Origin of the sequence: Rhizobium ruizarguesonis (genome assembly GCF_017357285.1) — a bacterium.
In the GTDB taxonomy this organism is placed as follows: Bacteria; Pseudomonadota; Alphaproteobacteria; order Rhizobiales; family Rhizobiaceae; genus Rhizobium; species Rhizobium ruizarguesonis.
In genome coordinates this window covers 1825857-1852259 of sequence record NZ_CP071678.1, presented here as the reverse complement: position 1 = coordinate 1852259, position 26403 = coordinate 1825857, and the positions used below count along the sequence as shown (strand labels likewise).

The 26403-nt window shown below is 60.0% G+C and carries 28 protein-coding genes; 12 read left to right on the top strand and 16 right to left on the bottom strand.

Annotated elements, in window-relative coordinates:
• Nucleotides 1-215: 215 nt before the first annotated feature.
• Nucleotides 216-530 (top strand): DUF1236 domain-containing protein, encoded by a 315-nt coding sequence (locus J3P73_RS09185; RefSeq protein WP_018070485.1) that lies wholly within the window; start codon nt 216-218, stop codon nt 528-530.
• Between the two features lie 39 nt (nt 531-569).
• On the opposite strand, the gene J3P73_RS09180 is transcribed toward J3P73_RS09185, so the two are convergent.
• Nucleotides 570-2216 carry an ATP-binding protein gene (locus J3P73_RS09180; protein ID WP_207579895.1) on the bottom strand — a complete coding sequence of 549 codons (1647 nt, stop codon included), beginning with the start codon at nt 2214-2216 and terminating at the stop codon, nt 570-572.
• 273 nt (nt 2217-2489) lie between these two features.
• On the opposite strand from J3P73_RS09180, the gene J3P73_RS09175 reads away from it, so the two are divergent.
• Nucleotides 2490-2837: a response regulator gene (locus J3P73_RS09175; protein WP_024321156.1), complete on the top strand. Its 348-nt coding sequence runs from the start codon at nt 2490-2492 to the stop codon at nt 2835-2837.
• Nucleotides 2838-2929: 92 nt separating this feature from the next.
• On the opposite strand, the gene J3P73_RS09170 is transcribed toward J3P73_RS09175, so the two are convergent.
• The 6 genes from J3P73_RS09170 to J3P73_RS09145 form a co-directional block, all read right to left on the bottom strand.
• The gene (locus J3P73_RS09170; protein ID WP_018070488.1) at nt 2930-3469 is read right to left on the bottom strand and encodes a MerR family transcriptional regulator; all 540 of its coding nucleotides are present in this window, start codon (nt 3467-3469) and stop codon (nt 2930-2932) included.
• Nucleotides 3470-3620: 151 nt separating this feature from the next.
• Nucleotides 3621-3959: an integration host factor subunit alpha gene (locus tag J3P73_RS09165; protein WP_003558352.1), complete on the bottom strand. Its 339-nt coding sequence runs from the start codon at nt 3957-3959 to the stop codon at nt 3621-3623.
• 104 nt (nt 3960-4063) lie between these two features.
• The gene (locus J3P73_RS09160; protein ID WP_024321157.1) at nt 4064-5035 is read right to left on the bottom strand and encodes a beta-ketoacyl-ACP synthase III; all 972 of its coding nucleotides are present in this window, start codon (nt 5033-5035) and stop codon (nt 4064-4066) included.
• Nucleotides 5036-5055: 20 nt separating this feature from the next.
• The gene (gene plsX, locus J3P73_RS09155) at nt 5056-6102 is read right to left on the bottom strand and encodes a phosphate acyltransferase PlsX (protein ID WP_020397442.1); all 1047 of its coding nucleotides are present in this window, start codon (nt 6100-6102) and stop codon (nt 5056-5058) included.
• A 98-nt stretch (nt 6103-6200) separates the two neighbouring features.
• The gene (locus tag J3P73_RS09150; RefSeq protein WP_018070492.1) at nt 6201-6755 is read right to left on the bottom strand and encodes a YceD family protein; all 555 of its coding nucleotides are present in this window, start codon (nt 6753-6755) and stop codon (nt 6201-6203) included.
• An 11-nt stretch (nt 6756-6766) separates the two neighbouring features.
• Entirely contained in the window at nt 6767-7408 is a 642-nt protein-coding gene (locus tag J3P73_RS09145; RefSeq protein ID WP_018070493.1) for a ubiquinol-cytochrome C chaperone family protein, read from the bottom strand.
• A gap of 136 nt (nt 7409-7544) precedes the next feature.
• On the opposite strand from J3P73_RS09145, the gene J3P73_RS09140 reads away from it, so the two are divergent.
• A complete protein-coding gene (locus J3P73_RS09140) occupies nt 7545-8078 on the top strand; it encodes an outer membrane protein assembly factor BamE (protein ID WP_207579894.1) in 534 nt (177 codons plus the stop codon).
• 104 nt (nt 8079-8182) lie between these two features.
• Here the strand turns inward: J3P73_RS09140 and J3P73_RS09135 are convergent, their stop codons facing one another.
• From J3P73_RS09135 to ribH, 3 genes are all read right to left on the bottom strand, one after another.
• Nucleotides 8183-10321, bottom strand: a complete 2139-nt coding sequence (locus tag J3P73_RS09135; protein ID WP_024321158.1) for a sodium-translocating pyrophosphatase — start codon at nt 10319-10321, stop codon at nt 8183-8185.
• A gap of 198 nt (nt 10322-10519) precedes the next feature.
• Complete coding sequence (gene nusB, locus J3P73_RS09130) at nt 10520-11002, bottom strand: transcription antitermination factor NusB (RefSeq protein WP_024321159.1); 483 nt, start codon at nt 11000-11002, stop codon at nt 10520-10522.
• Between the two features lie 3 nt (nt 11003-11005).
• On the bottom strand, nt 11006-11461 hold the full coding sequence (ribH, locus tag J3P73_RS09125; RefSeq protein WP_018070495.1) for a 6,7-dimethyl-8-ribityllumazine synthase: 456 nt from the start codon (nt 11459-11461) through the stop codon (nt 11006-11008).
• 346 nt (nt 11462-11807) lie between these two features.
• On the opposite strand from ribH, the gene J3P73_RS09120 reads away from it, so the two are divergent.
• The 9 genes from J3P73_RS09120 to rfbA all read left to right on the top strand — a co-directional run bounded on the left by J3P73_RS09120 (nt 11808) and on the right by rfbA (nt 20209).
• Nucleotides 11808-12167: a hypothetical protein gene (locus J3P73_RS09120; protein ID WP_024321160.1), complete on the top strand. Its 360-nt coding sequence runs from the start codon at nt 11808-11810 to the stop codon at nt 12165-12167.
• Nucleotides 12168-12370: 203 nt separating this feature from the next.
• On the top strand, nt 12371-12874 hold the full coding sequence (locus tag J3P73_RS09115) for a cupin domain-containing protein (protein ID WP_024321161.1): 504 nt from the start codon (nt 12371-12373) through the stop codon (nt 12872-12874).
• Between the two features lie 27 nt (nt 12875-12901).
• Complete coding sequence (locus J3P73_RS09110) at nt 12902-13417, top strand: GNAT family N-acetyltransferase (RefSeq protein WP_018070498.1); 516 nt, start codon at nt 12902-12904, stop codon at nt 13415-13417.
• A gap of 316 nt (nt 13418-13733) precedes the next feature.
• Entirely contained in the window at nt 13734-14540 is an 807-nt protein-coding gene (locus J3P73_RS09105; RefSeq protein ID WP_020397443.1) for a hypothetical protein, read from the top strand.
• 257 nt (nt 14541-14797) lie between these two features.
• Complete coding sequence (locus tag J3P73_RS09100; protein WP_024321162.1) at nt 14798-16774, top strand: CgeB family protein; 1977 nt, start codon at nt 14798-14800, stop codon at nt 16772-16774.
• A gap of 23 nt (nt 16775-16797) precedes the next feature.
• On the top strand, nt 16798-17376 hold the full coding sequence (gene rfbC, locus J3P73_RS09095; protein ID WP_018070501.1) for a dTDP-4-dehydrorhamnose 3,5-epimerase: 579 nt from the start codon (nt 16798-16800) through the stop codon (nt 17374-17376).
• A gap of 6 nt (nt 17377-17382) precedes the next feature.
• Nucleotides 17383-18438: a dTDP-glucose 4,6-dehydratase gene (rfbB, locus tag J3P73_RS09090; protein ID WP_207579893.1), complete on the top strand. Its 1056-nt coding sequence runs from the start codon at nt 17383-17385 to the stop codon at nt 18436-18438.
• 3 nt (nt 18439-18441) lie between these two features.
• Nucleotides 18442-19329: a dTDP-4-dehydrorhamnose reductase gene (rfbD, locus tag J3P73_RS09085; protein WP_207579892.1), complete on the top strand. Its 888-nt coding sequence runs from the start codon at nt 18442-18444 to the stop codon at nt 19327-19329.
• Nucleotides 19330-19339: 10 nt separating this feature from the next.
• Nucleotides 19340-20209, top strand: a complete 870-nt coding sequence (rfbA, locus tag J3P73_RS09080; protein ID WP_207579891.1) for a glucose-1-phosphate thymidylyltransferase RfbA — start codon at nt 19340-19342, stop codon at nt 20207-20209.
• 121 nt (nt 20210-20330) lie between these two features.
• On the opposite strand, the gene J3P73_RS09075 is transcribed toward rfbA, so the two are convergent.
• The 6 genes from J3P73_RS09075 to ldtR form a co-directional block, all read right to left on the bottom strand.
• On the bottom strand, nt 20331-20942 hold the full coding sequence (locus tag J3P73_RS09075) for a riboflavin synthase (protein WP_026170782.1): 612 nt from the start codon (nt 20940-20942) through the stop codon (nt 20331-20333).
• Nucleotides 20942-22063 (bottom strand): bifunctional diaminohydroxyphosphoribosylaminopyrimidine deaminase/5-amino-6-(5-phosphoribosylamino)uracil reductase RibD, encoded by a 1122-nt coding sequence (ribD, locus tag J3P73_RS09070; RefSeq protein WP_207579890.1) that lies wholly within the window; start codon nt 22061-22063, stop codon nt 20942-20944. Before ribD ends, J3P73_RS09075 begins: the two co-directional genes overlap by 1 nt.
• Before the next feature lie 3 nt (nt 22064-22066).
• On the bottom strand, nt 22067-22543 hold the full coding sequence (nrdR, locus tag J3P73_RS09065) for a transcriptional regulator NrdR (protein WP_003547190.1): 477 nt from the start codon (nt 22541-22543) through the stop codon (nt 22067-22069).
• 9 nt (nt 22544-22552) lie between these two features.
• Nucleotides 22553-23851 (bottom strand): serine hydroxymethyltransferase, encoded by a 1299-nt coding sequence (gene glyA, locus J3P73_RS09060; RefSeq protein WP_207579889.1) that lies wholly within the window; start codon nt 23849-23851, stop codon nt 22553-22555.
• Nucleotides 23852-24066: 215 nt separating this feature from the next.
• The gene (locus J3P73_RS09055) at nt 24067-25368 is read right to left on the bottom strand and encodes a L,D-transpeptidase family protein (RefSeq protein WP_075224211.1); all 1302 of its coding nucleotides are present in this window, start codon (nt 25366-25368) and stop codon (nt 24067-24069) included.
• 443 nt (nt 25369-25811) lie between these two features.
• Nucleotides 25812-26327 (bottom strand): transcriptional regulator LdtR, encoded by a 516-nt coding sequence (gene ldtR / locus J3P73_RS09050; RefSeq protein WP_003547156.1) that lies wholly within the window; start codon nt 26325-26327, stop codon nt 25812-25814.
• Between the last annotated feature and the right edge of the window lie 76 nt (nt 26328-26403).

Below are 26403 nucleotides of genomic sequence, written 5' to 3'. Positions count from 1 at the left end.
GGTTAGCGAAAAGTAAACAAGCGAGCCCTAACATCCCCGAATGGGCTTTTTTCGAACGTTGTTCAGGCAGCTCAACCGTATGATGTATAAATTAATTTAGTAACAACTTAATTACTCTCATTGCGCCTGTCTTCCGCTGCGGCGAAAAGCTCGCGGGGAACCATGCCGCATGGCCGACGTTGCCTTGATCTGGGGTAGGAAAAGGAGAACATCCCATGCGCAAGACCATGCTGGCTGCGGCCGCCATACTGACCATCAGCTCTGCCGCCTTCGCCCAGAGCACCGTCATCGTCACCGATCCCGCACCAACCGGCTCCGTCGTATTGCCCGGCGAGGTGCGCACCTATGTGATGGAGCAAAACACACCATCCGTCGTCTATGACGGCGATATCGTGGTCGGCACCACGCTGCCCGATACCGTCGAAGTGCACACGGTGCCTGACATGGACGGATACGGCTATACTGTCGTAAATGAGCGGCGCGTGATCGTCGAGCCGAAGACCCACCGCATTATCCAGGTGTTGGAATAACGCGATCGGGATTTGTGGACGTGCGGCCGTATTCCGGCTTCACGTCCGCTCGTCTCCCGCCCTCGCCGGTACATTCAGAAGTTCGCGGATCTTATGAGCGAGCTGCTCCAGGCTGAAGGGCTTGGCGAGCAGGGAAACGCCGTGATCGAGCACACCATTGTGGACGATGGCATTTCGGGTGTAACCCGTCGTGTAAAGGATCCGGATCGTCGGCCATTTCTCCTGGACGACATCGGCAAGCTGACGTCCGCTCATCTGCGGCATGACGATATCGGTGAAGATCAAGTCGACTGCCGGATTTTCTTCGAGCAACAGAAGCGCCTCTATGCCGCTTGCCGCCTGCAATACGGTGTAACCGAGTTCATGCAGGCTTTCGGCGGTCATGGTGCGGACGTGCTCATCGTCCTCCACCACCAGGATTGTATCATTGACGCTGCCGTGAGGAATCGGCAGGGCGCCGGCTGCACCCGACCGGGCGTCCGTCACACCGACACGACGAGGGAGATAGATCTTCACCGTCGTGCCCCTGTCGATCTCTGAATAGATCTTGATGTGGCCGCCGCTCTGTTTGATGTAACCATAGACCTGGCTGAGACCGAGCCCGGTGCCTTTGCCGGGTCCCTTGGTCGTATAGAACGGGTCGAAGGCGCGCTCGATCACATCCGGCGACATGCCGGTGCCAGTGTCAGTGATGCTGACCATCACATATTGGCCTGCCTCGACCTCCGAATGCATGCGGGAATATCGCTCATCGAGTTCGGTATTGGCGGTCTCGATCGTTAGATTTCCGCCGCCCGGCATAGCATCGCGGGCGTTGACGGCAAGGTTCAGGATGGCATTTTCGAGCTGGCTCAAATCGGCAAAGCTCGGCCAGAGACCGCCGGCAAGCACGGTCTCGATCCGGATCTGCTCGCCGAGTGTGCGCCGCAACAGCTCAGACATGCCGCCGACCAGCTTGTTAACGTCGATCACCTCCGGGGCGAGCGGCTGCTGGCGCGAGAAAGCGAGAAGACGCGCGGTCAGTACCGCCGCCCTTTGCGCGCCATCTTTGGCATTCTGGATGGAGTATAGCAGGCGGGGATCCTCGCTGCCGCTCAGGCGCCGCTGGGCGAGATCGAGGTTGCCGATGATGATCGCCAACATGTTGTTGAAATCATGGGCGACGCCGCCGGTCAGCTGGCCGATCGTCTCCATCTTCTGCAACTGACGGACCTGCGCCTGAGCAGCGGCATTCTCTTCCATCTCGTGTCTGAGCTCGGCAGTGCGCTGGACCACTGTCTCTTCGAGGCGCGTGTTGAAGCTGTTGAGCTCACTGCGAAGGCGGCTCTGCCGCTCATGCGCGATAATGATCATCTCCATCAGGCCGACGATGATTGCGGCATTGATGAGATATGTGGAAAGGCCGACCCATTGGCCGGCAGTGACCGGCCAGAAGATATTGTGCGGCTCGACGAAAAACTGCTGAACGATGAAAGCGGCAAGAATGGACGCGACCAGGCCCGGCCCGGCCCCGCCTATGAAACTGGCGAGCAATATCGCCGGAAGGAAGCTCAGGAAGGGAAAGCCGGAGAGAGTGTCGCTGGCGGCAAGCCTCAGAAGAAAGGTCAGGCCAACGAAGGCAACGGCCATCGGATAGGTAAAACCCGGCTTGTGACGCAGCCAATCCGTGGCACTCAGCAAATCCATTCGACACCCCTTCTTACAGCGCCGCGATGTCTTTTCAGACGCGCAAAGGACGCTGTAACACTTTGGATTACTGCATAATTTTATCCATAGATCGATTCCGATTTAAGGAATTATGCAGTCGCCGTTGCGGAGACGGCATCCCAGCTTTTGCACATCAAATTTCACCGGGCAATATGCTGTTTCTCGTACTGCTGGGCACGACGTCTTGACGAGCCGTGCAAGCAGTCCACATAAATCTCCATGCCCGGCAAGGGGAAATGGGTGGACGGGATCATGAAAGACATATTCATCGTCGAAGACGACACGCTGATTGCCATGCTGCTCGAGGACATGCTTGCCGATTTGGGTTACCGGGTCTGCGCCAGCGCGCCCGATCTGGAGCGGGCGTTGGCAACCGCCAGGGATACTGAGTTCGACGCTGCAATCCTCGACGTCTCGCTTGCCGGGCAGAGTTCGCTGCCGGTCGCAAAGCTGCTCGACGAACGCGGTAAACCCTATCTCTATGCGACGGGATATGGCACCGCACCTGATGGCAGCAGCCCAAGCACGTTGCCCGTGCTGCAAAAACCCTTCCAGCTCAGCGAACTCGAACAGGCCATGAAACAGCTTACCGAAGCCTGAACTTCCCTGCGCCGCGCGTCTTTTCAGACACGCAAAGGACGCTGTAACACTTTCAATCCTCGCATCGTGCTTTCCGAAAATCGATTCCGATTTTAGCGCACCTGATCGAGCAGGCGCTTGCATTCCAGGAGATCGTAGAGCGCCTCCTGCAGCAGCGCCCGGTCTTCCTTGCCGATGCTCGACTTCCCGATCGAGACTTCCTGCTCATCGTCTCCGGCGACGAAATTGAAGAACCGGCGGGTGATCGGCGGCTTGGCGCGGCCGACAATCTGGTCTTCATCGGCCATGCCGACGCGCGGTTCCCCGGCACCCACCTCCTGCACACCCGACGCAAGCGCCTCGACGCTGGCGAGATCGCCGTGGCCGACTGATATGACGAACTTGTTGCCGTTGGTTTTCAGAAGCTTCTGCACACCCTTGATCGTATAGCCGTGATCATACAGTAGATGCCGGATGCCCTTGAGAAGATCCACGTCCTCCGGCCGGTAGTAGCGACGGCCGCCGCCGCGCTTCATCGGCTTTATCTGGGGAAAACGCGTCTCCCAGAAGCGCAGCACATGCTGCGGCAGATCAAGATCGTCTGCGACTTCGCTGATGGTGCGAAAGGCATCGGGGCTCTTGTCCAACGTCATACTGCTACGCGACCTCGCGGCTCGATCCTACGGCGACTCATCATATTTCAACGGTTTGGCGCCGACAATTCAAGTCATGTCTTGACGTTGCGCACAAGGATGGAGAGTGCGAGGGAGAAAAAAAGCCGTTTCCGAAACGGGAAGCCGATTATCAGGGAGCCGGATTCTGCGGCTTCAGCTTGATCTTGCGAGCGACATGCGACTTGAGGATGCGTGTCTTCAACACGTTCGACGCCTTGAAGGTCATGACCCGGCGGGGGGAAATCGGAACCTCCTCGCCGGTCTTCGGGTTGCGGCCGATCCGCTCGTTCTTGTCGCGCACCTGGAAGGTGGCGAAGGAGGAAAGCTTGACGGTTTCACCACGCACGATGGCATTGCAGATCTCGTCGATGACGGTTTCCACAAGTTCGGCAGATTCTGTCCGGGAAAGCCCAACCTTTCGGAAAACGGATTCCGCCAGGTCTGCTCGCGTCACTGTTTTTCCGGTCATGGTTTCCCCGCCCATACAAATATTTTGTGAAATCGCACGAAGAGTATTTGTCTTGCGCCTTACGGTCAAGCTCTTGTTCGCCGCCAGTTTTTTAGGATTCGTGCCTACCAGCGCAGCAGAACCGCACCCCAGGTAAAGCCGCCACCCATCGCTTCGAGCATCACTAGGTCGCCCTTCTTGATGCGGCCGTCGCCGGCAGCGGTCGCAAGTGCCAGCGGGATCGAGGCGGCCGACGTATTGCCGTGAAGGTCGACTGTGATGACGACCTTCGCCGCATCGATGTTCAGCTTTTTCGCCGAACCGTCGATGATGCGACGATTGGCCTGATGCGGTACCAGCCAGTCGAGGTCATCGGCGGTGGTCCCGGTCGCATCGAAAGCTGCCTGAATGACGTCGGTGATCATGCCCACGGCGTATTTGAAGACCTCGCGGCCTTCCATGCGCAGCTTGCCGACAGTGCCCGTCGTCGACGGTCCGCCATCGACATAGAGCTTGTCCTTGTGCGAGCCGTCGGAACGCAGATGCGCTGTCAGCACGCCGCGATCGGCAACGGTGCCCTCGCCTTCGGTCGCTTCGAGTATGATCGCGCCGGCGCCGTCGCCGAAAAGCACGCAGGTGGTGCGGTCGTTCCAGTCGAGAATGCGCGAAAAAGTTTCGGCGCCGATGACGAGAACGCGCTTGGCAAGCCCGCCGCGAATATAGGCATCGGCAGTCGTCACCGCATAGACGAAACCGGTGCAGACGGCCTGGACGTCGAAGGCGAAGCCGTGGCTCATGCCGAGGCGGTTCTGGATGTTGACCGACGTTGCCGGAAAGGTGTTATCCGGCGTCGAGGTGGCACAGATGACAAGATCGATATCGGCAGGCGTCAGGCCGCCATTGGCAAGGGCTGCGCGTGCGGCGGCCTCGCCGAGTGACGCAGTCGTTTCGTCATCGCCGGCGACATAACGCTGGCGGATGCCGGTGCGCTGGACGATCCATTCGTCTGATGTGTCGACGATGGCCTCCATGTCACGATTGGTCATCACGCGCTTCGGGAGTGCGGCTCCGAACCCGCGAACCACTGAACGGATCATCTTTGATTGAACCCCATCGCTCATGCCGCTTCCGGGCCCATCGGGGGCAGCCGCTTGGCATGATATTTCTTAAGATCGTTTTCTATTTTCTGATTGAGGCCGTTCTTGGCCATGTCGTAGCCGACCTCGATGGCGGCTGCGATGCCTTCGGCATTCGCCCCGCCATGGCTCTTGATAACGATGCCGTTCAGGCCGAGAAACACGCCGCCATTGACCTTGCTCGGATCGAGCTTCTCGCGAAGCATGTCGAAGGCGCTTTTGGCGAAGAGGTAGCCGATGCGGGCCAGCAGCGTGCGCGACATGGCGGCACGCAGATATTCGCCGATCTGCTTGGCTGTGCCTTCGGCGGTCTTGAGGGCGATATTGCCGGAAAATCCTTCGGTGACGACGACGTCGACCGTGCCCTTGCCAAGGTCGTTGCCCTCGACGAAGCCGGAATATTCGAGCGAATCGATGTTCGCCTCGCGCAACAGCCGGCCGGCCTCCTTGACTTCCTCCTGGCCCTTCATCTCCTCGACGCCGACGTTGAGAAGACCGACCGTCGGACGTTCGACCTCGAAAAGCGCGCGCGCCATGGCGCCGCCCATCAGGGCGAAATCCATCAGCTGCTGAGCATCGGCGCCGATCGTCGCACCGACATCGAGCACGATGCTCTCACCCTTCAGCGTCGGCCAGATCGCGGCAATCGCCGGACGCTCGATATTGGCCATGGTGCGCAGACAGAACTTCGCCATCGCCATCAGCGCCCCGGTATTGCCTGCCGAGACAGCGACATCGGCGTCACCCGTCTTCACCGCCTCGATCGAACGCCACATGGTGGAGATATAACGGCCACGGCGCAGCGCCTGGCTCGGCTTTTCATCCATGGCGACGGCAAGCTCGCAGTCGTGAAAGAGCGATTTTTCCTTGAGTTTCGGAAATTTGGCGAGAACCGGGTCGCACTGTTCCTTGAGACCATAGAGAACGAAGGAAATATCCGGATGCCGATCCAACGCCTTGGCGGCGCCGGGAATGACAACCTGGGGACCAAAGTCGCCACCCATGAGGTCGAGAGATATTCTGATCACGCGTCCCTGATCCTTCTTTTCGCCGACGGCGAAATTTCGGCCAAAATACCGGTTTTGGCGTCGCTTACAACTGAATTGTGTCAAATGCCAGAGGGGCTTCAGTCCTTTTTCCAGTCCTTGAGGACGGCGAAAGCGGAAGGCTTTTTGTCGTCCTCGCCGCTGTCCTCGACATGGCCGGCGAATTCGATGCCCTGCTTGCGTGGGTAGGGATCGATTGCGAGAGCAGCGAATTCGGCAACCACTTCGCCGGCATCGATCGTATCGCCGACGAAGGTCTCGGGCAGATCGGGACCGTCCGGATCGAGCAGCATCTCGCCGGCGTCGTTGCCGGGCTGGCGGGCAAGCTTGGAGCCCTCCGGCACGAAGATCTGCTCGAAATTCTCGTCGATGGCGGATTCGACCGGTTCCAACGTCACGACGCAGGACTGGACGATCTTCGCCTGCACGCGGCCCTTGATGCGTACGCCGTCGCGCTTCCAGCGGGCAATCTGTAGATCGGCGCGGAGATCGTCGACGGAGACGACGTTCCAGGTCTCGGCAAGCGCCTTCAGTTCGCTGGCGTCGGCCTCGACATGGACCTCGACGGGGTTGGCCGAGATATGGCCGACCTTGACTTGATAGGAGAAGGGAACATCGTCCCGATCGTTCTTCATCGTTTCCTCCTTCAGATGACCGGCGGGAGCGTCGCCGAACCGGTTGCGATCACCTCTTCGGCAACGGCGGACAGATGCGATTCTGCGGTCATCATCCATCCGGCGAGGCCGGACATATCGGCCGGCGTCGAGGTTTCGGGGTAGATATTGCGCTGAAGGGCGAGAGCGAGCTCTTCGGCATCGCCTGTGTCCATCGCCTTCGAATAGGCTTCAAGGCGGCCGTAGAACATGCCGGCGAGCTTCTTCATGCGCTTCGGCACGCTGTTGTCGCCGATGCCGAGTTCGCGGATCGAATAGTCGATATCCTGGAAGAAAGCGTCGACGATCTCCTGGGCGATCTCCTGGCCGCTGGTGGCTGAAGCACGTGTGCGGCGAAAAAACAGAATCATGGCAATCGACAGCATCTCGAAACGACCCATGACCGTATCCGGCACATTGAGCCGCTCATAGATCTCCGGCATGCGCGCGGCCGCCGTCAGGGCCGCATATTGCCTGTCGACGATCGCCTGATTGTTGTTTTTCTTGCGGAAGAGCCCGAAGATCATTGTTTTTTCCGGAAATGCCTCATTCTTCATGCCGGCTGGCGTCTGGCCTTGTTGCATGATTTCGAAAGCTGGTTTACCGAAGCAGGCGCGAATTGCAATGCCGATCATGGCCTGTTTCGGGACGACGCCTTCGATGCGTCAGCGAAGCGAATTCGGGAAATTCGACCCGGAATGGCCACAATGGTTTTGCAGGAGGAAAGCGTGCAAGGCCCCAAATGGCTGCTATCGACACTCAAGGGAGTAGATGTCGTTGAATAAACGGTATTTCAAGTCTGACGTGAAATTCTTCAGCAGTGCGGCCATTGCCTTAATAATCGCCTCCACCACCGCTCTTTCCGGTTGCCAGACCAGCACCGTGCTCAATGGCGGCTACGTCGCCGACCAGCAGTCGCTGAACCTCGTTCCGGAAGGCTCCAGCCGCGAGCAGGTGCTGCTTTCGCTCGGCACCCCGTCAACGACGGCGACCTTCGATGGCGAAGTCTTCTATTACATCTCGCAGCGGCGCACGCGTGCGGTCGCCTTTCAGAAGCTGAAGGTCGTCGATCAGAGCGTTCTGGCGATCTATTTCGACAAGGACGGCGTCGTCAGCCGCCGCGCCAACTATGCGCTACAGGATGGCAAGGTGTTCGACACGATCGGGCGCGTCACGCCGACCGGCGGCAAGGAACTCACCTTCCTGCAACAGATGCTTTCCGGCGGCAGCGCCGCCAGTGCTGCCCGCAGCCTGTTCGGCGGTGGCGCCGGCGGCACGCCGCAGAACCCAAGCAGCCTGCGCTGATCGGACACACGCCTGATACGAAAAACCCGCCGGATCGCTCCGGCGGGTTTTTTAATGGCCTCTGCTTCTGCGTGAACTGTACCACGCCAAGCCGGCGGTCTTGTTTATCCGGCGAGAACGGCGAGCAACAGCAGCGCGACGATGTTGGTGATCTTGATCGCCGGGTTGACGGCGGGGCCGGCGGTATCCTTGTAGGGATCGCCGACGGTATCGCCGGTGACGGAAGCCTTGTGCGCATCCGAACCCTTCATGTGGCGCACGCCGTCCTTGTCGACGAAACCGTCCTCGAAGCTCTTCTTGGCGTTGTCCCAAGCACCGCCGCCCGATGTCATCGAGATGGCGACGAAAAGGCCGTTGATGATGACGCCGAGCAGCGATGCGCCGAGGGCGGCAAAGGCGGAGGCCTTGGAGCCGGAGATGAGCAGCACGCCGAAATAGACGACAATGGGCGCCAGCACCGGCAGCAGCGACGGCACGATCATTTCGCGGATGGCGGCCTTGGTCAAAAGGTCGACCGCCCTGCCGTAATCCGGCTTTTCCGTGCCCTGCATGATGCCGGGCTTTTCCTTGAACTGACGACGCACTTCCTCGACGATCGCGCCGGCCGCCCGGCCGACGGCGGTCATCGCGATGCCGCCGAAGAGGTAGGGAATGAGACCTCCGAAAATCAATCCCGCCACCACGTAAGGGTTGGAAAGATCGAAGGAAATTTCGCCGATACCGGCAAAATAAGGGAACTTGTCGCCATTCGCCGCAAAATATTTGAGGTCGTAGGAGTAGGCGGCGAAGAGAACCAGGGCGCCGAGACCGGCGGAGCCGATGGCATAACCCTTGGTGACGGCTTTGGTCGTATTGCCGACGGCATCGAGCGCATCGGTGGATTTGCGCACCTCCGGCGGCAGATGCGCCATTTCGGCGATACCGCCGGCATTGTCCGTCACCGGTCCGAACGCGTCGAGCGCGACGATCATTCCGGCGATGCCGAGCATCGCCGTGACCGCAATGCCGGTGCCGAACAGACCGCCGAGCTGGTAGGTGGCGAGAATGCCGCCAACGATGACGATCGCCGGCAGTGCCGTCGATTCCAGTGAGACGGCCAGACCCTGGATGACATTGGTGCCATGGCCGGTGACCGAGGCCTGGGCGATCGAGACGACCGGGCGCTTGCCCGTGCCGGTATAATATTCAGTGATCACCACGATCAGCGCGGTGACGACGAGGCCGATGATGCCGCAGAAGAAGAGGTGCGCGCCTGATATGTCGGCGCCTCCGACGGAGCCGATCGATCCCCAGCCGATGGTGAGCGAGGTGGCAGCACCAAGGCCGACGATCGACAGTAGGCCGGTGACGATGAGGCCCTTGTAGAGAGCGCCCATGATCGAGCCGTTCGAACCGAGCTTGACGAAGAAGGTGCCGATGATCGAGGTGATGATGCAGGCACCGCAGATCGCCAGCGGATAGACCATCGCAGACTGGAGGATCGGCGCGCCGGCAAAGAAGATCGCGGCAAGAACCATGGTGGCGACGACCGAAACCGCATAAGTCTCGAAAAGGTCGGCAGCCATGCCGGCGCAGTCGCCGACATTGTCGCCGACATTATCGGCGATCGTTGCCGGGTTGCGCGGATCGTCTTCGGGAATGCCGGCTTCCACCTTGCCGACGAGATCGCCACCGACATCGGCGCCCTTGGTGAAGATGCCGCCGCCGAGACGGGCGAAGATCGAGATCAGTGACGCGCCGAAGCCGAGCGCCACCAGCGCATCGATGACTTCGCGCGAGCCGCTCTCATGGCCGAGCCCAACGGTCAATATCGTATAGTAAATGGAGACGCCGAGCAGCGCCAGGCCAGCCACCAGCATGCCGGTGATCGCACCCGACTTGAAGGCGATGTCGAGGCCGGCTGAAAGGCTCACGGAAGCCGCCTGGGCGGTGCGCACATTGGCGCGGACGGAGACGTGCATGCCGATGAAACCGGCAGCGCCGGAAAGCACGGCGCCGATCAGGAAGCCGATCGCGGCCTCGGCGGAAAGAAGCAGCCAGGCTAAGATGAAAACAACAACGCCGACAATGGCAATGGTTCTGTACTGGCGCGTCAGATAGGCTTGAGCGCCTTCGCGGATATAGCCCGCGATCTCCTGCATGCGGCTATTGCCCTGATCGGCGGCAAGCACCGACCGGGTTGCCCAGGCGGCATAAACCACCGAGAGCAGACCGCATGCGATTACGCATAAAAGAATCGTCATTTCGCTCTTTCCTCCCAAAGGCCGGAGCTCACTCCTTCTCCGGCAGATATGCCGCCGAATCGCCTTCCTCTCCACAGAAATGCCACAGCTAGGCGGTGCGGAGATTGCGTGGTCGATCACGTGGCGTCAAGACCGCAACGGGCGAAAACCATTGCGGTGCGAAGAAAGACGCAGGGGGATTGTTTGGCGGCTAAAGACTTATTTCTTCGCCTCGCCGCGGACCTGCTTTGCGATGCGGTCGAGCACGGCGTTGACGAGCTTCGGCTCATCGTCATCGAAGAAGGCCTGGGCGATCTCGACATATTCGGTGACGATGACCGCCACCGGAACGTCCTTGCGGTCGGTGAGTTCGAAAACGCCGGCGCGCAGGATGGCGCGCACTGTGCTGTCGAGGCGCGACAAGGCCCAATCATCCTGCAGGGCTGCAGCAATCAACGGATCGAGACGGACCTGATCGCGCACGACGCCGGAGACGATGGAACGGAACCAGGCGGCATCGGCTTTCAGATAAGTCGCGCCATCGATTTCCTGACCAAGACGGTGCGCCTCGTACTCGGCCACGATTTCCAGAACGCCCGTGCCGCCGACATCCATCTGATACAGTGCCTGAACTGCAGCAAGACGGGCAGCGCCCCGCTGGTTCGCAGTCTTGACCGGCCGTTCCGTCTTGTCGTCGTTCATTCGTTATGCACCCAGTTTCTGCTTCAGCTCGATCATGGTCAGAGCTGCACGAGCGGCAAATCCGCCCTTGTCCTTTTCCGAGCGGCGCACGCGCGCCCAAGCCTGTTCGTCGTTTTCGACGGTCAGGATGCCATTGCCGATGGCAAGTGACTCGCTGACCGCGAGATCCATCAAGGCGCGCGAGGATTCATTCGACACGATATCGAAGTGATAGGTCTCGCCGCGAATGACCATGCCGAGGGCGACATATCCGTCATAATGCGTTCCGCCATTGTCGTCTCCATCAAGCGACATGGCAATCGCCGCCGGAATTTCCAGTGCGCCGGGAACGGTTACGACCTCGAAGGTGGCGCCGGCCTCCGTCAATGCGGAGGTCGCGCCTTCGAGCAGGGCGTCGGCCATGTCGTCGTAGAAGCGGGCCTCAACGATCAAAATATGGGGAGCGGTCTCTCTCGACATGGTTCACCTTCGGTTGGCGGGACATTTACCCGCTCGGCAGCCCGCGGTCAAAACATGCCTTCGTCCGAATGGCAAGCAATTTCGCCCGATGCCGCAATGGGAAAGAGGAAATATCTGCAAGGGGATAACCGCGCCCTGTATGCACAGCTGGGCAAGCCTCTGAAATCAGCTTTCGCGGACACCTGGAAAGCGGCAATTCGAAGGCAGTTTTCATGAACAATTCTTAATGGATTTTCAGTGGCTTAACCCATTGAATCGCGAATGGGAGAACGCCAATTCCATGTCGTGACGCAGACGATCCCCTGCAACGACAGCCGACCGTCTAAGCAGATGAAAGGATACAATCATGCACCGCGTTCTCACCATCACTATCGCTGCAGCCCTCTCCTCCCTCGCCTTTGCCGGCGTCAGCCGGGCCGAAAGCCTTGGGATGAATACCGCCCAGGGCATCGAGCAGACGCTCCGGACCTTCCAGGGCAATGACTTCAATGTCCAGGAGGTTTACAACTGGCGCAACTTCGACGACGAGACGAGCGGCCCACACTCCGCACCGCAACGCTCCGGCGAGGCTATCCGCGGCATCCAGGCGTCGATCGATGCCAACAGGTCGCTTGCCCACCGGCTCAACAATGAGGGTGTCAATATTCGCAACGTCGTCAATGCCGAGCAGGCGGCCGATGGAAGCCTGACCTTCTACGTTCGTTGACGGCTCCAGCGCATACCCCGAAAATCGGATCGATTTTTGGGCGATGCGTGGGATTGGAAGCGATCGAGCGTCTCAGCGTATTGAACGCGCGGCGCTCAAAGCATGGGCGGCGGGCTCCTCTCCGCCCATGCCGGGGATTTCCGAGATAAGCATTGAATTTTCCGGCGTGATGATAGTTTCTCCTCCTGCAACAGGAGGCTATCATGACGACGGAAGCAAAAGCGGTGATCAATACCGCCGATCTCAAGCTCGACCACTGGAAACAGGGCGAATTCTACGAAAGCGCCGACACCTCGTTCGGCAAGCTTCTGGGCCTTGCCGGCCTCGGCATCAGCTACAACGAGGTACCATCGGGCAAATCGAGCTGTCCCTTCCACAATCACCATGTCGAAGACGAGCTTTTCTACGTGATCGCGGGTACCGGCGAATACCGATTCGGCGACGCGCGCCATGCGATCAAGGCGGGCGACACGCTCGGCGCGCCGGCCGGCGGGCCTGAAACGGCGCACCAGATCATCAATACCGGCACGGCCACACTCGTCTATCTCGGCATTTCGACGATGGCGAAGACCGAGATCGTCGAATATCCCGATTCCGGAAAGTTCCTTGCCAAGACGAACAGGGACAATGCAGAAACCAAGCGCTTCCGCCACATTGGACGGCCGGAAGGCGATCTCGACTATTGGGACGGCGAGCCCGGCGCCTGAGGATGTGTTTTTTCACAAGGACCCGACGTGACCGACATTCCGACCCTCGAAACGGCGCGTCTGACGCTTCGCCCTCACCGCCTCGACGATTTCGACGCTCATGCGGCACTATGGGCGGACGAGGATGTCGTGCGTTTCATCACCGGCGTGCCGTCGACGCGCGAGCAGAGCTGGAGTCGCATGCTGCGCCTTGCCGGCATGTGGCATCATATGGGCTTCGGCTTTCTCGCGATCGTCGAAAAGGAGAGCGGCCGGTTCATCGGCGAAGCGGGCTTCCTGGAAGCCCGGCGCGAGATGGAACCGTCGATCGAAGGGACGATGGAGGTCGGCTGGGCGCTGATGCCTTCGGCGCACGGCCGCGGTTATGCCACCGAGGCGCTGACCGTCCTGATCGGCTGGGCGGAAACGCATTTTCCCGAAAAACGAATGAGCTGCATCATCAGTCCCGAGAACCAGGCCTCGCTGCGGGTCGCAGCCAAGCTCGGCTTCGGCGAGACGGCGCGCACTCAGTACAACGGCGAGATCATTCAGTTTTCGCGTTAGGGAATTCCACCAAGCGGGAAACATAGCGCGCGCCATTGCGGGCTTGCTGACATTTGCTGATATCGCCAGCAGCAACAGCAAGTTTAAGCAAAAGGATATCGACGACCTCAGCTTGCGGCACCCGACTTCATCCCCGGATGGGTCCGGGCTTCGCACCTGCTACGCGCAAGGAACGCGCTTTAGAGTCGCTGACAAGAGGCAGAAACGCTCGGAATACTGACGTCCGCCACCTTGACACAACTAAGCATTGACGGGCGAGCCGTGTGGTAATTGCAGCCGGCAGAAACTCCCCATCGATAAGAGGCTGATCACAAATATGACCATTTTCATTGTTTGCCACAAGGATTTGCCGAGCTACCCTCCTCCCGAGGGCGCGAAAATCATATGGCTCAATTCTAAACCTCCTTTGGAAAACAAGGGAATGGATGTCATTGCCGGCTATGATTTTTTCAGCGAGCCGGAGGAGCTTCACGCTAAATTGTCAGGATCGCTGGGAACGATCGTAATCGCGAAAGTCGTTTCCGAAGAATCAACAAAGCCTCGTAACATTACCATCTGGCAGTATCGTAAATTTTTAACACGACTAAAAATCGGAACACCTAATCCCGAATATCCCGGGATGAATACAACGACTTCAGAAGAAGTAGAAGTCACAAAGCCGGAGAATCCGGCGATTTTTACAGAAAACTTCTTCCTGCCTCGGCCGTTAAATCTCCATAATATATCTCAACACTATGCACGCTTCCACAATATTGTTGACTTCCTGAGATATACAGCGTTTTCAATCGAAGCAAACACTTTAACCCAAGCCGAAGCTTTGCATTTTTTTAATTCCAGCACTTTCGTTCCTGGAGGCATTGAACTCGGCACGTATCCGACGGACTGGTGGCTGGAGACTTTTGTGCGCCTTGTGGCGCCGTCTTTTGAATTTGCGAAACGATATCAACCGTTTCAAGCCGAAGACCCCGTGCAGAAACGTGCGATCTCATTCTGCCAGGAGCGTCTGGGAAGCTATCTTCTCATCAAACGAATAGCCGAACTCTATGGCAATAGCTTACCTGGGTCCTTGTTCGGAGAAATAGCTACCGTATCGAATGATGGGGTCTATAAAAGCGGCGTATGAACCGAGGCGGCCCAATTCCAAACGTAACATCGCAACTCTTTGCGGATACTGGCAGCAGAAGCGGCTGAGCCAATGAAGCTGGCTAGAGAAGACTGACCACGGATGGTCGAGCTCCCACACCCCCTCCAGGCTGACCAGCGAAAGTTCTGCGAACAGTGTGGCGCAAGCTTCACCTCAAATAGTAGACACCAAACAGGCTCGAATTGCCGTTCTGCGGATTTCCCATGCAGACGGCAGCCCTTCGCGAAGGACATACCTTGACGATCAATCAGCCCACCTCTTCTTTGCCGGCCGGTCTTCCTGATCTGGCGCTTCTCACGGAGAAGGCTGCCGGCACGGGATCCGTCATTGTCTATCAGCCTTATCTCGATCCTTCGCAGCGCAGCCAGCTCGATGCGGCTGCCATGCCGCTCGACATCTCGTTCAATACGCAGGCTACGACCCGCGAATATGAACTCTTCCTCACCCTGCATCAGCATCACGAGGCGATCGGCCTCAGTGACGACGTGTTTTGGGGGCTTCTCTCCAGCAAATTCGAGATGAAGTCGGTGACGAGTTTTCCGTCTTTTGTCACGGAGGCGGAAAAGGCCAGGGCAGAAGGTGCGGACGCCTATCTTTACAACCCGCTGATCGGCCACGCGGCGATCTACAGCAACGTCTGGGAACATTCGCTGCTTGGCGGTCATCCCGGCATGGACCCGATCTTCCTGCATATCCAGGAGCTAGGCCATCCGATCGCACCGCCACAAGACAAAACTGCCTTCGCGTTCTGCAACTATTTCTGCGGCAACAGGAAGTTCTGGTCCGGATATTTCGCCTTCTGCGAATGCATTCTGGAATCGCTGGAAAATGAAGCGCGCCTCGGCACGCCGGCGGGCACTGCCTATGCCGGTTCGGCGCACTATTCACGCGACGCCAACGCGACGATGCGTCCCTTCGTGATCGAGCGCCTGCTCGGGCTCTATGTCCAGCAAGCTGCTGCCAAAGGATTGAAGATCGCCGCCTTCGTGCCGGCGCCTGCCGATTTCGAGTGGAAGTTCGGCGTCCGCCTCGGCCGGATGCTGCATGGCCTCTTCGCCGCCAAGGAAGCTTTTCTGCGGAGCCGTGACGAGGCTCTCCTGACCTCGTGGCAGCAAGGTCGCCAGCCGCTCATCAAGCAGCCGCACCTGATCTGGGGGGCTGATGATCCGCCCGGCTGGATGCCGCGCGGCCAATTTATCGGTGGCCGCGAATTGATGCGCGCCTATGCCCAGCAGGCGTCAGGCGCTTCCCCGGTACAGCAGCAGCCGGTGCGGACGGAAAGGCCCGCTGTACCAGCCGCGCCGAAGATCGACCAGCAGCTGCGCAACCTGTTGCAGCCCTTTGCCGGCGGATGGCAGGCACACCGGGACCGTCATTGCATCTGGATCGTGACGCCCGACAACTACAATCACAGCCACGCCTTCGACGAAGTCGCGCTTGGCCTACAGGGCGCCTTCGAGGAACTCGGCGGCTCGGCACCGATCACCCGGGACATGAACGCATTCGCCGGCCGTGCGCCGATCATCTATGGCGGCAATCTTCTCCCCGCCGAAATCGTCAGCCATCTGCCGAAGGACAGCGTCATCATCAATCTCGAGCAGGTGTCCGAAGAAAGCATCTGGATCAATTCGCGCTACACCTCGATCCTGAAGTCGTTTCCGGTTCTCGACTACAGCCCGCGCAACCGGGAAAATCTCGCCGCCAAGGGCATTGATCACGCCGGCGTGCTCGAAATCGGCTATAGCCGCTGCCTCAGCCAGATACAGCACGCCGCCGTCAAAGATATCGACGTGCTCTTCTACGGCTCGATGAACGAACGCCGCCACCATATCCTGAAGACGCTGAAGGACGGCGGGCTCAAGGTCGAGCACCTCTTCAACATCTATGGCGCGGAACGCGATGCGGCGATTGCCCGCGCCAAGATCGTGATCAACATCCATCATTATGCGAGCGGCGTCTTCGAGATCGTGCGCATTTCCTATCTGCTCGCCAATCGCGTTTGCGTGCTGACGGAAGGCGACATCCGCGATCCGGACCTCCAGTCCTTCATCGGCGGCTTGGCAATTGAGCCCTATGACGACATGATCGAGCGCTGCTACAAGCTGATCGCAAATGCCGACGAGCGCGATGCCATTGCCGCGAAGGGCCTTGCGGCCATGCAGAGCCGCTCGCAGGCGGACATGCTGATGAGCGTCATGAGGGCGGGCGCCTGATGAAGGCCGCAAAAAGGTAAGTCATGCGTATTGAGATTTCGGCCATCGAGGGCATCGTTGCGATCACGCCGCCACGCTTCGGCGATCACCGCGGCTACTTCTCCGAGGTATTCAAGGATGCCTGGTTCCGGGAAAATGTGGCTGACGTCACGTTCATCCAGGACAATGAATCGCTTTCGGCGCAGACCGGCACCGTCCGGGGGCTGCATTTCCAGATACCACCCTTCGCACAGGGCAAGCTGGTGCGCTGCCTTGCCGGCCGGATCATGGATGTCGTCGTCGATATCCGCGAGGGATCACCGAGCTTCGGCAAATGGCTCTCTCAGGAGCTTTCGCCGGAAAACGGCATGCAGCTCTGGGTACCGGCCGGATTCGCACACGGATTCGCAACGCTCGAGCCGAACAGCGTCATCAGCTACAAGGTAACCGCACCCTACAGCCCGCAGCATGATCGGGGCATCGCGTGGAACGATCCGGCGATCGGCATCCGCTGGCCCTTCGATGAGAGAGACATGGTATCGTCCGACAAGGACAAAACGCTGCCGCGGCTCACCGATCTGCCAAGCCATTTTTCCTATTCAACACAGCAACCCAAGGATTGATCGACGATGCGCATCCTGGTCACGGGCGGAGCGGGCTTCATCGGATCGGCATTGGTGCGTCATCTCGTCGGCGAGATCGGCGCCGAGGTCCTGAATGTCGACACGCTGACCTATGCCGGCAATCTGGCGTCACTAAAATCCGTCGAATCGGCGCCGAACTATCAATTTCTGCGCGCCGACATCTGCGACCGCGCCAGGATGCAGGAAGCATTCGCGTCCTTCCGCCCTGATATCGTCATGCATCTCGCGGCCGAGAGCCATGTCGACCGCTCGATCTTGGGCGCGGCCGATTTCATCCAGACCAACATCGTCGGCACATTCAGCCTGCTGGACACCGCACGGCACTATTGGGATGAGCTTGACGCTCGCCGCAAGAGCGCCTTCCGCTTTCTGCATGTCTCGACGGACGAGGTCTACGGCTCGCTCGGCGACGAGGGCCTCTTCGAGGAGACGACGCCTTACGATCCGTCCTCGCCCTACTCTGCCTCCAAGGCCGCCAGCGACCATCTGGCGATCGCCTGGCATCGAACCTACGGCCTGCCCGTCGTCGTCTCCAATTGCTCCAACAACTACGGCCCGTTCCATTTCCCCGAAAAGCTCATTCCGCTGATGATCCTGAACGCACTGGAGGGCAAGCCTCTTCCGGTTTACGGTAATGGCGCGAATGTCCGCGACTGGCTCTATGTCGAAGACCACGCCCGCGCACTCTTCACGATCGCATCCAGAGGGCGCCCCGGCGAAAAATACAATGTGGGCGGCCGCAATGAGCGCAGGAACATCGATGTCGTTCATCGCATCTGCGCTATTCTCGACGGCGTCTACAGTGACAGGGGACCGCATGCACGTCTGATCACCAACGTCACGGACCGCCCCGGACACGACGCACGCTATGCGATCGATGCCTCCAAACTCGAAAGAGAACTCGGCTGGAAGGCGCAAGAGACCTTCGAAACCGGCATCGAGAAGACCGTGCACTGGTACCTGGAAAACGAATGGTGGTGGCGGCCGCTGCGCGAAAACGTCTACTCCGGCGAACGCCTCGGCGTTTTCAAGGGACGATAAGCGATGCGCATTGCCGTCACCGGCAAACAGGGCCAGATCGTTCAGTCGCTGCTCAGACGTGGCGCCGAAATGGGCGTCGAAATCAGCGCGGTCGGGCGCCCGGAAATGGACCTCGCGGATCCTGCAAGCATCGCAGCCGCCTTCTCGGCTCTGCGCCCGGATGTGATCGTCTCGGCGGCCGCCTGTACGGCGGTCGACAAGGCCGAGAGCGACCCCGAGCTTGCTTTTTCCGTCAACGCAGCAGGCGCCGGGGCGGTTGCCGAGGCTGCTGCGCGGATCGGGGCCCCGGTCATCCACATTTCGACCGACTACGTCTTCAGCGGCGACAAGGCCTCCGCCTACTCCGAAGAGGATGCGACGGCGCCGGTCTCCGTCTATGGGCGTTCGAAGCTCGCGGGCGAGAAGGCCGTCGCGGCGGTGAACCCGAACCATGTCATCTTACGCACCGCCTGGGTCTATTCGCCCTTTGGCAACAATTTCCTGAAAACGATGCTGCGTCTTTCCGAGACGCGCGATTATCTTCGCGTTGTCGCCGATCAGACAGGATGCCCGACCTCGGCACTCGACATCGCCGACGCGATTCTTGCGATCGCAACCCGTATCGCAGCGGACCCTGAGCCATCGCTCCGCGGCACCTTTCACCTGACCGGCAGCGGCGAAGCAAGCTGGGCGGACTTCGCCGAAGAGATATTCACGGAGCTTCATAAATCCGGCGGCAGAAACGTCGGCGTCGAGCGCATCCCGACGGCGGACTATCCGACACCGGCGAAGCGTCCCGCCAATTCACGTCTCAACGGTGACAAGCTCGCCAGAACATATGGAATCCGGCTCCCGGAGTGGAAGCAGTCCATGACGATTGTCATGCAAGACCTTTTGACTAAGGGTTTTTAAGGAGATGGGCATGAAGGGAATTATTCTCGCCGGCGGCACAGGCACGCGTCTGCATCCGATCACGCAGGCCGTTTCGAAACAGTTGATGCCGGTCTACGACAAGCCGATGATCTACTATCCGCTGACGACGCTCATGCTCGCAGGCATCAGGGAGTTGCTGATCATCACCACGCCTCACGACGTCGAAGCCTTCAAGCGCCTTCTTGGCGACGGCTCGCAATGGGGAATTTCACTGACCTATGCCGTACAGCCGAGCCCGGACGGCCTCGCCCAGGCCTTCGTCATCGGCGCCGAGTTCCTGCACGGCGACAGCTCGGCACTCGTTCTCGGCGACAACATCTTCTACGGGCACGGACTGCCGGAAATCATGAAATCCGGCACGAGTCGGCGGGAAGGCGCGACGGTGTTCGCCTATCACGTCACCGATCCGGAACGCTATGGCGTTGTCGGCTTTGACGAAAAGATGAATGCGCTGTCGATCGAAGAGAAGCCGAAGAAGCCAAAATCGAACTGGGCGGTGACCGGCCTCTATTTCTACGACCAGCAGGTGGTCGATATCGCCGCCAACCTGAAGCCGTCACCGCGCGGCGAATTGGAAATCACCGATGTCAACCGCACCTATCTCGAGCGCGGCCAGCTCTTCGTGGAGCTGATGGGCCGGGGCTATGCCTGGCTCGATACCGGCACGCCGGACAGCCTGCTCGATGCCGCAGGTTTCGTCAGCACGCTAGAGAAACGCCAGGGCTTCAAGATCGCCTGCCCCGAAGAAGTCGCCTGGCGCATGGGTTACATCTCGCAGAACGACCTCGCCAAGCTCGCGGAGAAGCTCGGCAAGAGCGCCTACGGCCAGTATCTTACGAAGCTGTCCCCGGATTGGTGAGCTATCGGGCCGGCGCCGCGTCGCAGACGTGCAGTTGGATGCGTCGACGAGCGCCCGATGTTGTTCCGCGCCCAGCATGCCAGTCGTGGCGTGACCCTGGAAACGGTTACAGGTTTTTGATTCAGGTGCTTGGGAATTCCGCCAGCCGGGCGGCGTAACGCGCCATGGTGTCGACTTCGAAATTGACGAAATCGCCGGCCTTGCGATCGCCCCAGGTGGTCACCTCGAGCGTGTGGCGGATGAGCAGCACGTCGAAATCCGTGCCGTCGACCGCATTGACCGTCAGCGAGGTGCCGTCGAGTGCAATCGAACCCTTGGGGGCGACGAATTTCGCCAGATGTTCAGGCGCGCGCAGACGGTAGCGCGTGGCGTCGCCCTCTGCAGTCACCGAGAGGATTTCCGCCTTGCCGTCGACATGGCCGGAAACGATGTGGCCGCCGAGTTCATCGCCGATCTTCAGCGACCGTTCGAGATTGACGCGGCTGCCCTCCTGCCAGGTGCCGATCGTCGTCAGCCGCAGCGCCTCTTCCCAGGCCTCGACCTCGAACCAGCGGCCGTTGCTGCCCTCGGTCGGAAGGGCGGTGACAGTCAGGCAGATGCCGGCGTGAGAGATCGAGGCGCCCATGTCGATGGTTGAGGGATCATAGGCGGTCGCGACCCGCAGCCGGATACCTTCCTTCAGCGGGGAAACGGATTCGACCGTGCCGATATCGGTGACTATTCCGGTGAACATCAAAGCCCTCTTTCGTATTCGTCCAGGCGATCGCCGCCGAACATCAGCGTGCCCGTATGGGCAAAACCCGATGGTATGTCGGTTGCATCAAGCGGAGATTCAATACCGCCCTCGCCGATGACAACAGGCGCCTGATAAAGCTGGATGCGGTCGACGACGCCAGCCTCAAGGAAAAGCCGCGCCGTTTTTGCGCCACCCTCGACCAGAAGCGAGGAAATACCGCGAGTCGCGAGTGCCGGCAGCAGGACTTCCGGATGATAGGGATTGCAATGGACGACCTCGACGCCGGCGGCTTCGAGGGCTGCGCGGCGAGATTCCATCTCTGTGGATGCGATATCCCCCTCTGCCTGCGACAATGATCCTTCCTCACTCGCCACCACGATGACCGGCACGTCCCGCGCCGTCCCGACGAGCTTGCTGGTCAGCGGCAATGCCAGGGACGGATCGAGGACGATGCGGATCGGCGATTGCGATTCAAGACCTGGCGAACGCACCGTCAGCAGCGGATCATCCGCAATCGCGGTACCGATGCCGACCAGGATCGCATCGGTTTCGGCGCGTAGCGCCTGCACCTGGGCGCGAGCCTCCGGGCCTGTTATCGCCACCTGCCCTGCCCCGTGGCGGCCGATCATGCCATCGGCGGAAACGGCAAGCTTGAGAGTCACATAGGGCCGGTTCTTCGTCTGGCGGGTGAGATAGGCGGCAAGCGACTGCCGGCCCTCCGTCTCCAGCACGCCGGCATCCACCTCTATGCCGGCTTCGCGCAGCACGGCGATGCCGCGGCCGGAGACACGCGGATCGGGATCGGTGACGCTGATGACGACGCGGGCAACGCCATAGGCGATCAGCGCCTCGGCGCAGGGCGGCGTCCTGCCGTGATGCGAGCAGGGTTCGAGCGTCACATAGGCGGTGGCGCCGCGGGCGAGCACGCCGGCTTCGGCGAGCGCCTGCGTCTCGGCATGCGGGCGGCCACTGAGCGCCGTCACGGCACGGCCGACGATGACGCCGTCCTTGACGATCAGACAGCCGACGGAAGGATTGGTGGCAGTGCGGCCAAGATGCCAGCGCGACAGACGGATCGCCGCCGCCATGAAACGTTCGTCATGCGGCGTGATGCTCATGGCTCACCTGTCCAGCGGGTCGCGGGCAATCTTGGCGTTGATTTCGGAAATGACTTTCTCGAAATCCTCGGCAAGCGAGAAATCCCGATAGACCGAGGCGTAGCGCACGAAGCCGACATCATCGAGGCTCTTCATGGCTTCCAGCACCTGAAGGCCGATCTGCTCGGAGGAGATCTCGGTCTCGCCGGAGCTTTCAAGCCGCCGGACGATGCCGGAGACGGCGCGCTCTATGCGGTCCCGCTCGACGGGGCGTTTGCGTAGCGCCACTTCGAAGGAGCGCACCAGCTTGTCGCGGTCGAAGGGCACCTTGCGGCCGGTCTTCTTGATGACCATCAGCTCGCGCAGCTGCACGCGCTCGAACGTGGTGAAGCGGCCGCCGCAATCCGGACAGATGCGCCGCCGGCGGATGGATGTGTTGTCCTCCGCCGGGCGCGAATCTTTGACCTGGGTATCTTCCGAACCGCAATAGGGGCAGCGCATCCCTACTCCTTATCCCAAGTAATCATACATGGGGAAGCGGTCGGTGAGGCTGACCACCTTGCCGCGCACCGCGGCTTCGACGGCGGCGTTGCCTTCATCGGAATTGGCGACCTTCAGGCCGTCGAGAACCTCGACGATCAGATTGCCGATCTCGCGGAATTCGGCTTCCTTGAAGCCGCGGGTCGTGCCGGCCGGTGCGCCGAGGCGCACGCCCGAGGTGACGAAGGGCTTTTCCGGATCGAAGGGAATGCCGTTCTTGTTGCAGGTGACGTAGGCGCGGCCGAGAGCTGCCTCGGCGCGCTTGCCGGTGGCGTTCTTCTTGCGCAGGTCGACCAGCATCAGATGGTTGTCGGTGCCGCCGGAGACGACGTCAAGGCCGCCCCATATCAGCGTTTCGGCAAGCGCCTTGGCGTTCTTGACGACCTGGGCGGCATAGTCCTTGAATTCCGGCTGCAACGCCTCGCCGAAGGCAACAGCCTTAGCAGCGATGATGTGCATCAGCGGACCACCCTGCAGACCCGGGAAGACAGCCGAATTGAACTTCTTCGCCAGATCCTCGTCATTGGTGAGGATGACGCCGCCGCGCGGGCCGCGCAGCGACTTGTGGGTCGTCGTTGTCGCGACATGGCAATGCGGGAATGGCGACGGATGAACACCACCGGCAACGAGGCCGGCAATATGGGCCATGTCGACCATGAGGTAAGCGCCGACCGAGTCGGCGATCTCGCGGAAGCGCTTCCAGTCCCAGATGCGGGAATAGGCAGTGCCGCCGGCGATGATGAGCTTCGGCTTGGTTTCCTCGGCCTTGCGGGCGACTTCATCCATGTCGAGCAGGTTGTCGCCTTCGCGCACGCCGTAGGAGACGACGTTGAACCACTTGCCGGACATGTTGACCGGCGAACCATGCGTGAGATGGCCGCCCGAATTCAGGTCGAGACCCATGAAGGTGTCACCCGGCTGCAGCAGTGCCAGAAACACGGCTTGGTTCATCTGCGAACCGGAATTCGGCTGGACGTTGGCGAAATTGACCCCGAACAGCTTCTTGGCGCGCTCGATCGCCAGTTCCTCGGCGATATCGACGAACTGGCAGCCGCCGTAATAACGCTTGCCGGGATAACCCTCGGCATATTTGTTGGTCATGATGGAGCCCTGGGCTTCCAGCACGGCGCGGGAGACGATGTTCTCAGAAGCGATCAGTTCGATCTCGTGCCGTTGGCGACCGAGTTCCTTTCCGATCGCGCTGAAAATGTCCGGATCGACGTCCGCAAGCGAGCGATTGAAGAAGGATTCGGTGGAAGCATTGGTCATGGGCGGGCTCCTCAACTGGAATGCGCTGAGGTATTAGCCTTCCGCCGTGGCGAGGGCAATACGAAGAACGACATTTGCTGAGCAAAGCGCGCGCTCACGCTCTTTTGCGGTCGCGCCGCGCCGATACTTGGCGACCACATCGAGGGCGTCTCCTCGGACATAAAAAAACCGCGCCCGAAAGCGCGGTTCTCAAATTGCGATGCAGAGGTCGCCGCTTACTGGACCGGCTGTTCCATGCCAGCCGTGGTGTCGAGCGCCAGCTCGGCATTGCCGTCCATCTGATAGATGTCGTCGCGGAACTGGACGATGCCGTCGGGCATGCCCCAGGCGGAGATATAGACGAAATAGACCGGAACTTCCGTGGCGAGCTTGACCGGCGTGTTGACGCCGGTTGCGATCACCTGCTCCATCTGCTGGCGGTTCCAGCCGGGGGTCTCGCGCAAGAGCCAGTTCGACAAGTCGCGCACGTTCTGGACGCGGACACAGCCCGACGATTCAAAGCGCATCAGCTTGTTGAACAGGCCCTGCTGCGGCGTGTCGTGCATGTACTCGCCGTTTTTGTTGTAGAAGTTGATCTTCGTCGACGCCATGGCGTTGGTCTTGCCGGGGTCCTGACGGAACATCAGGTTCGGCGCCTCGCCGTTCCAGTCGATGGTCTCGGGGGCGACTTCGTTGCCCTTGCCGTCGATCAGGCGGATGGCGTTCTTTTCGAGATAGGTCGGATCCTTGCGCATCAGCGGCATGATGTCTTTCTCAACGATCGAGCGCGGCGCAGTCCAATAAGGATTGAGGATGACCTCGTAAATCTTCGAATTGACGAGATGCGTCGGGCGGCTGAGGCGGCCGACAACCGCGGTGTGGCGCGTCGCGACACTGCCGTCCTCGACAGCCTCCACATAGGCGGCCGGGATGTTGACCATCAGGTGACGGCGGCCCATGTCTTCAGGGAAGGTCTGCAAACGGACGACGTTGGTGTTCAGCTGCTGCAGGCGGACATCGGCGGGGATGTTCATCGCCTTCAGCGTGAATTCGCCGAGAACACCATCGGCCGGCAGGCCGTGACGCGCCTGGAAGCGCTTGACGGCGCCGTCGACATAGGAATCGAAGGCGTTGGACAGGCCGGCTTCGCGCGGCAGGTCGCCGGTGATCGCGAGACGCTGGCGCAGCGCCTGGACGGCGGGAGAGCTGACACCGAGCTGCAGGCGCTGATCACCGGGATTGACCTCAGGCCAGCCACCGGCTGCGGCAATCTGCTGATACTGCATGATCGCCTGCTGCGCGCTTGCGACCGACTGCGGGCCGAGGATCGGCGTGTTGGAAACCATGGCGTTTGCCGTGCGCGAAGCCGCCTTGGCGTCGAACTGGTCGTCCCAGTTGCCGCGGCGCGGCGCATTGATCAGCGTATCGAGCGCCGATTGCGCGAATGCCGGCGCGGCAAGCGCGCTGGCGCCAACCGTTGCCGCAGACGCAAGGAAGGCGCGGCGCGAGAGAGCTTCAATTCCGTTTTTCTTCGACATAGTCCCAACCACTGACTGCGGCGATAAAGAAATGCCGCGGTTCTTTGCGATATCACTGCGCTTTAACGCAGATCCCAGTCCATTCGTTGTCCGGCGCATCAAAAAATTCCGCTTGCCCCATCACAAGATTGCGATGCGACAGCCTGAGCATTCCTGATCGGCACATTGAAAGCACCGGTTGTTAAGCCTTCCGCTGCCACACCAATATGGCCAATTCGTGTTGTCGGGCCGGAAGGCAGACTGCCGACTGCCGGAAACAGGACGCGACGAAGCATATGATGGGGTAAAGCGTGCCGGTTAATAACGGCTAAAAAACGGCTTGAATACAGGCCTTTGTGCTTGCCTGCCATGCGTTGCAAAGATGCCACGCGGATGCAAACGGCAAATCGGACGTGCAGGGAACACGTCCGATTTTCTGCGACCCTGAAAGGAGGTCAGGGGTCTTAGAGACGGTAGAGGATCTGGTCGTTCCAGAAACGGTCCAGACGCTGGAGCAGTTTGTTCATCTGGGTGAACTCGTCGGTGCCGATGCCGCCGACCTTGTCGATCGAGGCGATGTGGCGTTCGTAAAGCTTGGCCACCGTTTCGGCGATGTCCTGGCCGGTTTCGGTCAGGCTGATGCGGACCGAGCGGCGGTCGATGCGCGAGCGCTGATGGTTGATGAAGCCGAGATCGACTAGCTTTTTGACGTTGTAGGAGACGTTGGAGCCGAGATAGTAGCCACGCGAGCGCAGCTCGCCGGCGGTTAGCTCGGAATTGCCGATGTTGAAAAGGAGCAGCGCCTGGATGGCGTTGACGTCGCTGCGACCCTGACGGTCGAATTCGTCCTTGATGACGTCGAGAAGACGACGGTGCAGACGTTCAACGAGATGAAGGGATTCCATGTAAAGATCACGGATGTCGTGGTCCTGCTGGTCACGGAAGGTCGATACCGCCTGCGGCTTGATTTTCGTGTTCATATTGACTGCCTCACTGTTTGTTTGGCGGTGTGTTTTCTTCCCGCCTTGAGTGAGACCCTATCGAATACATATAAAA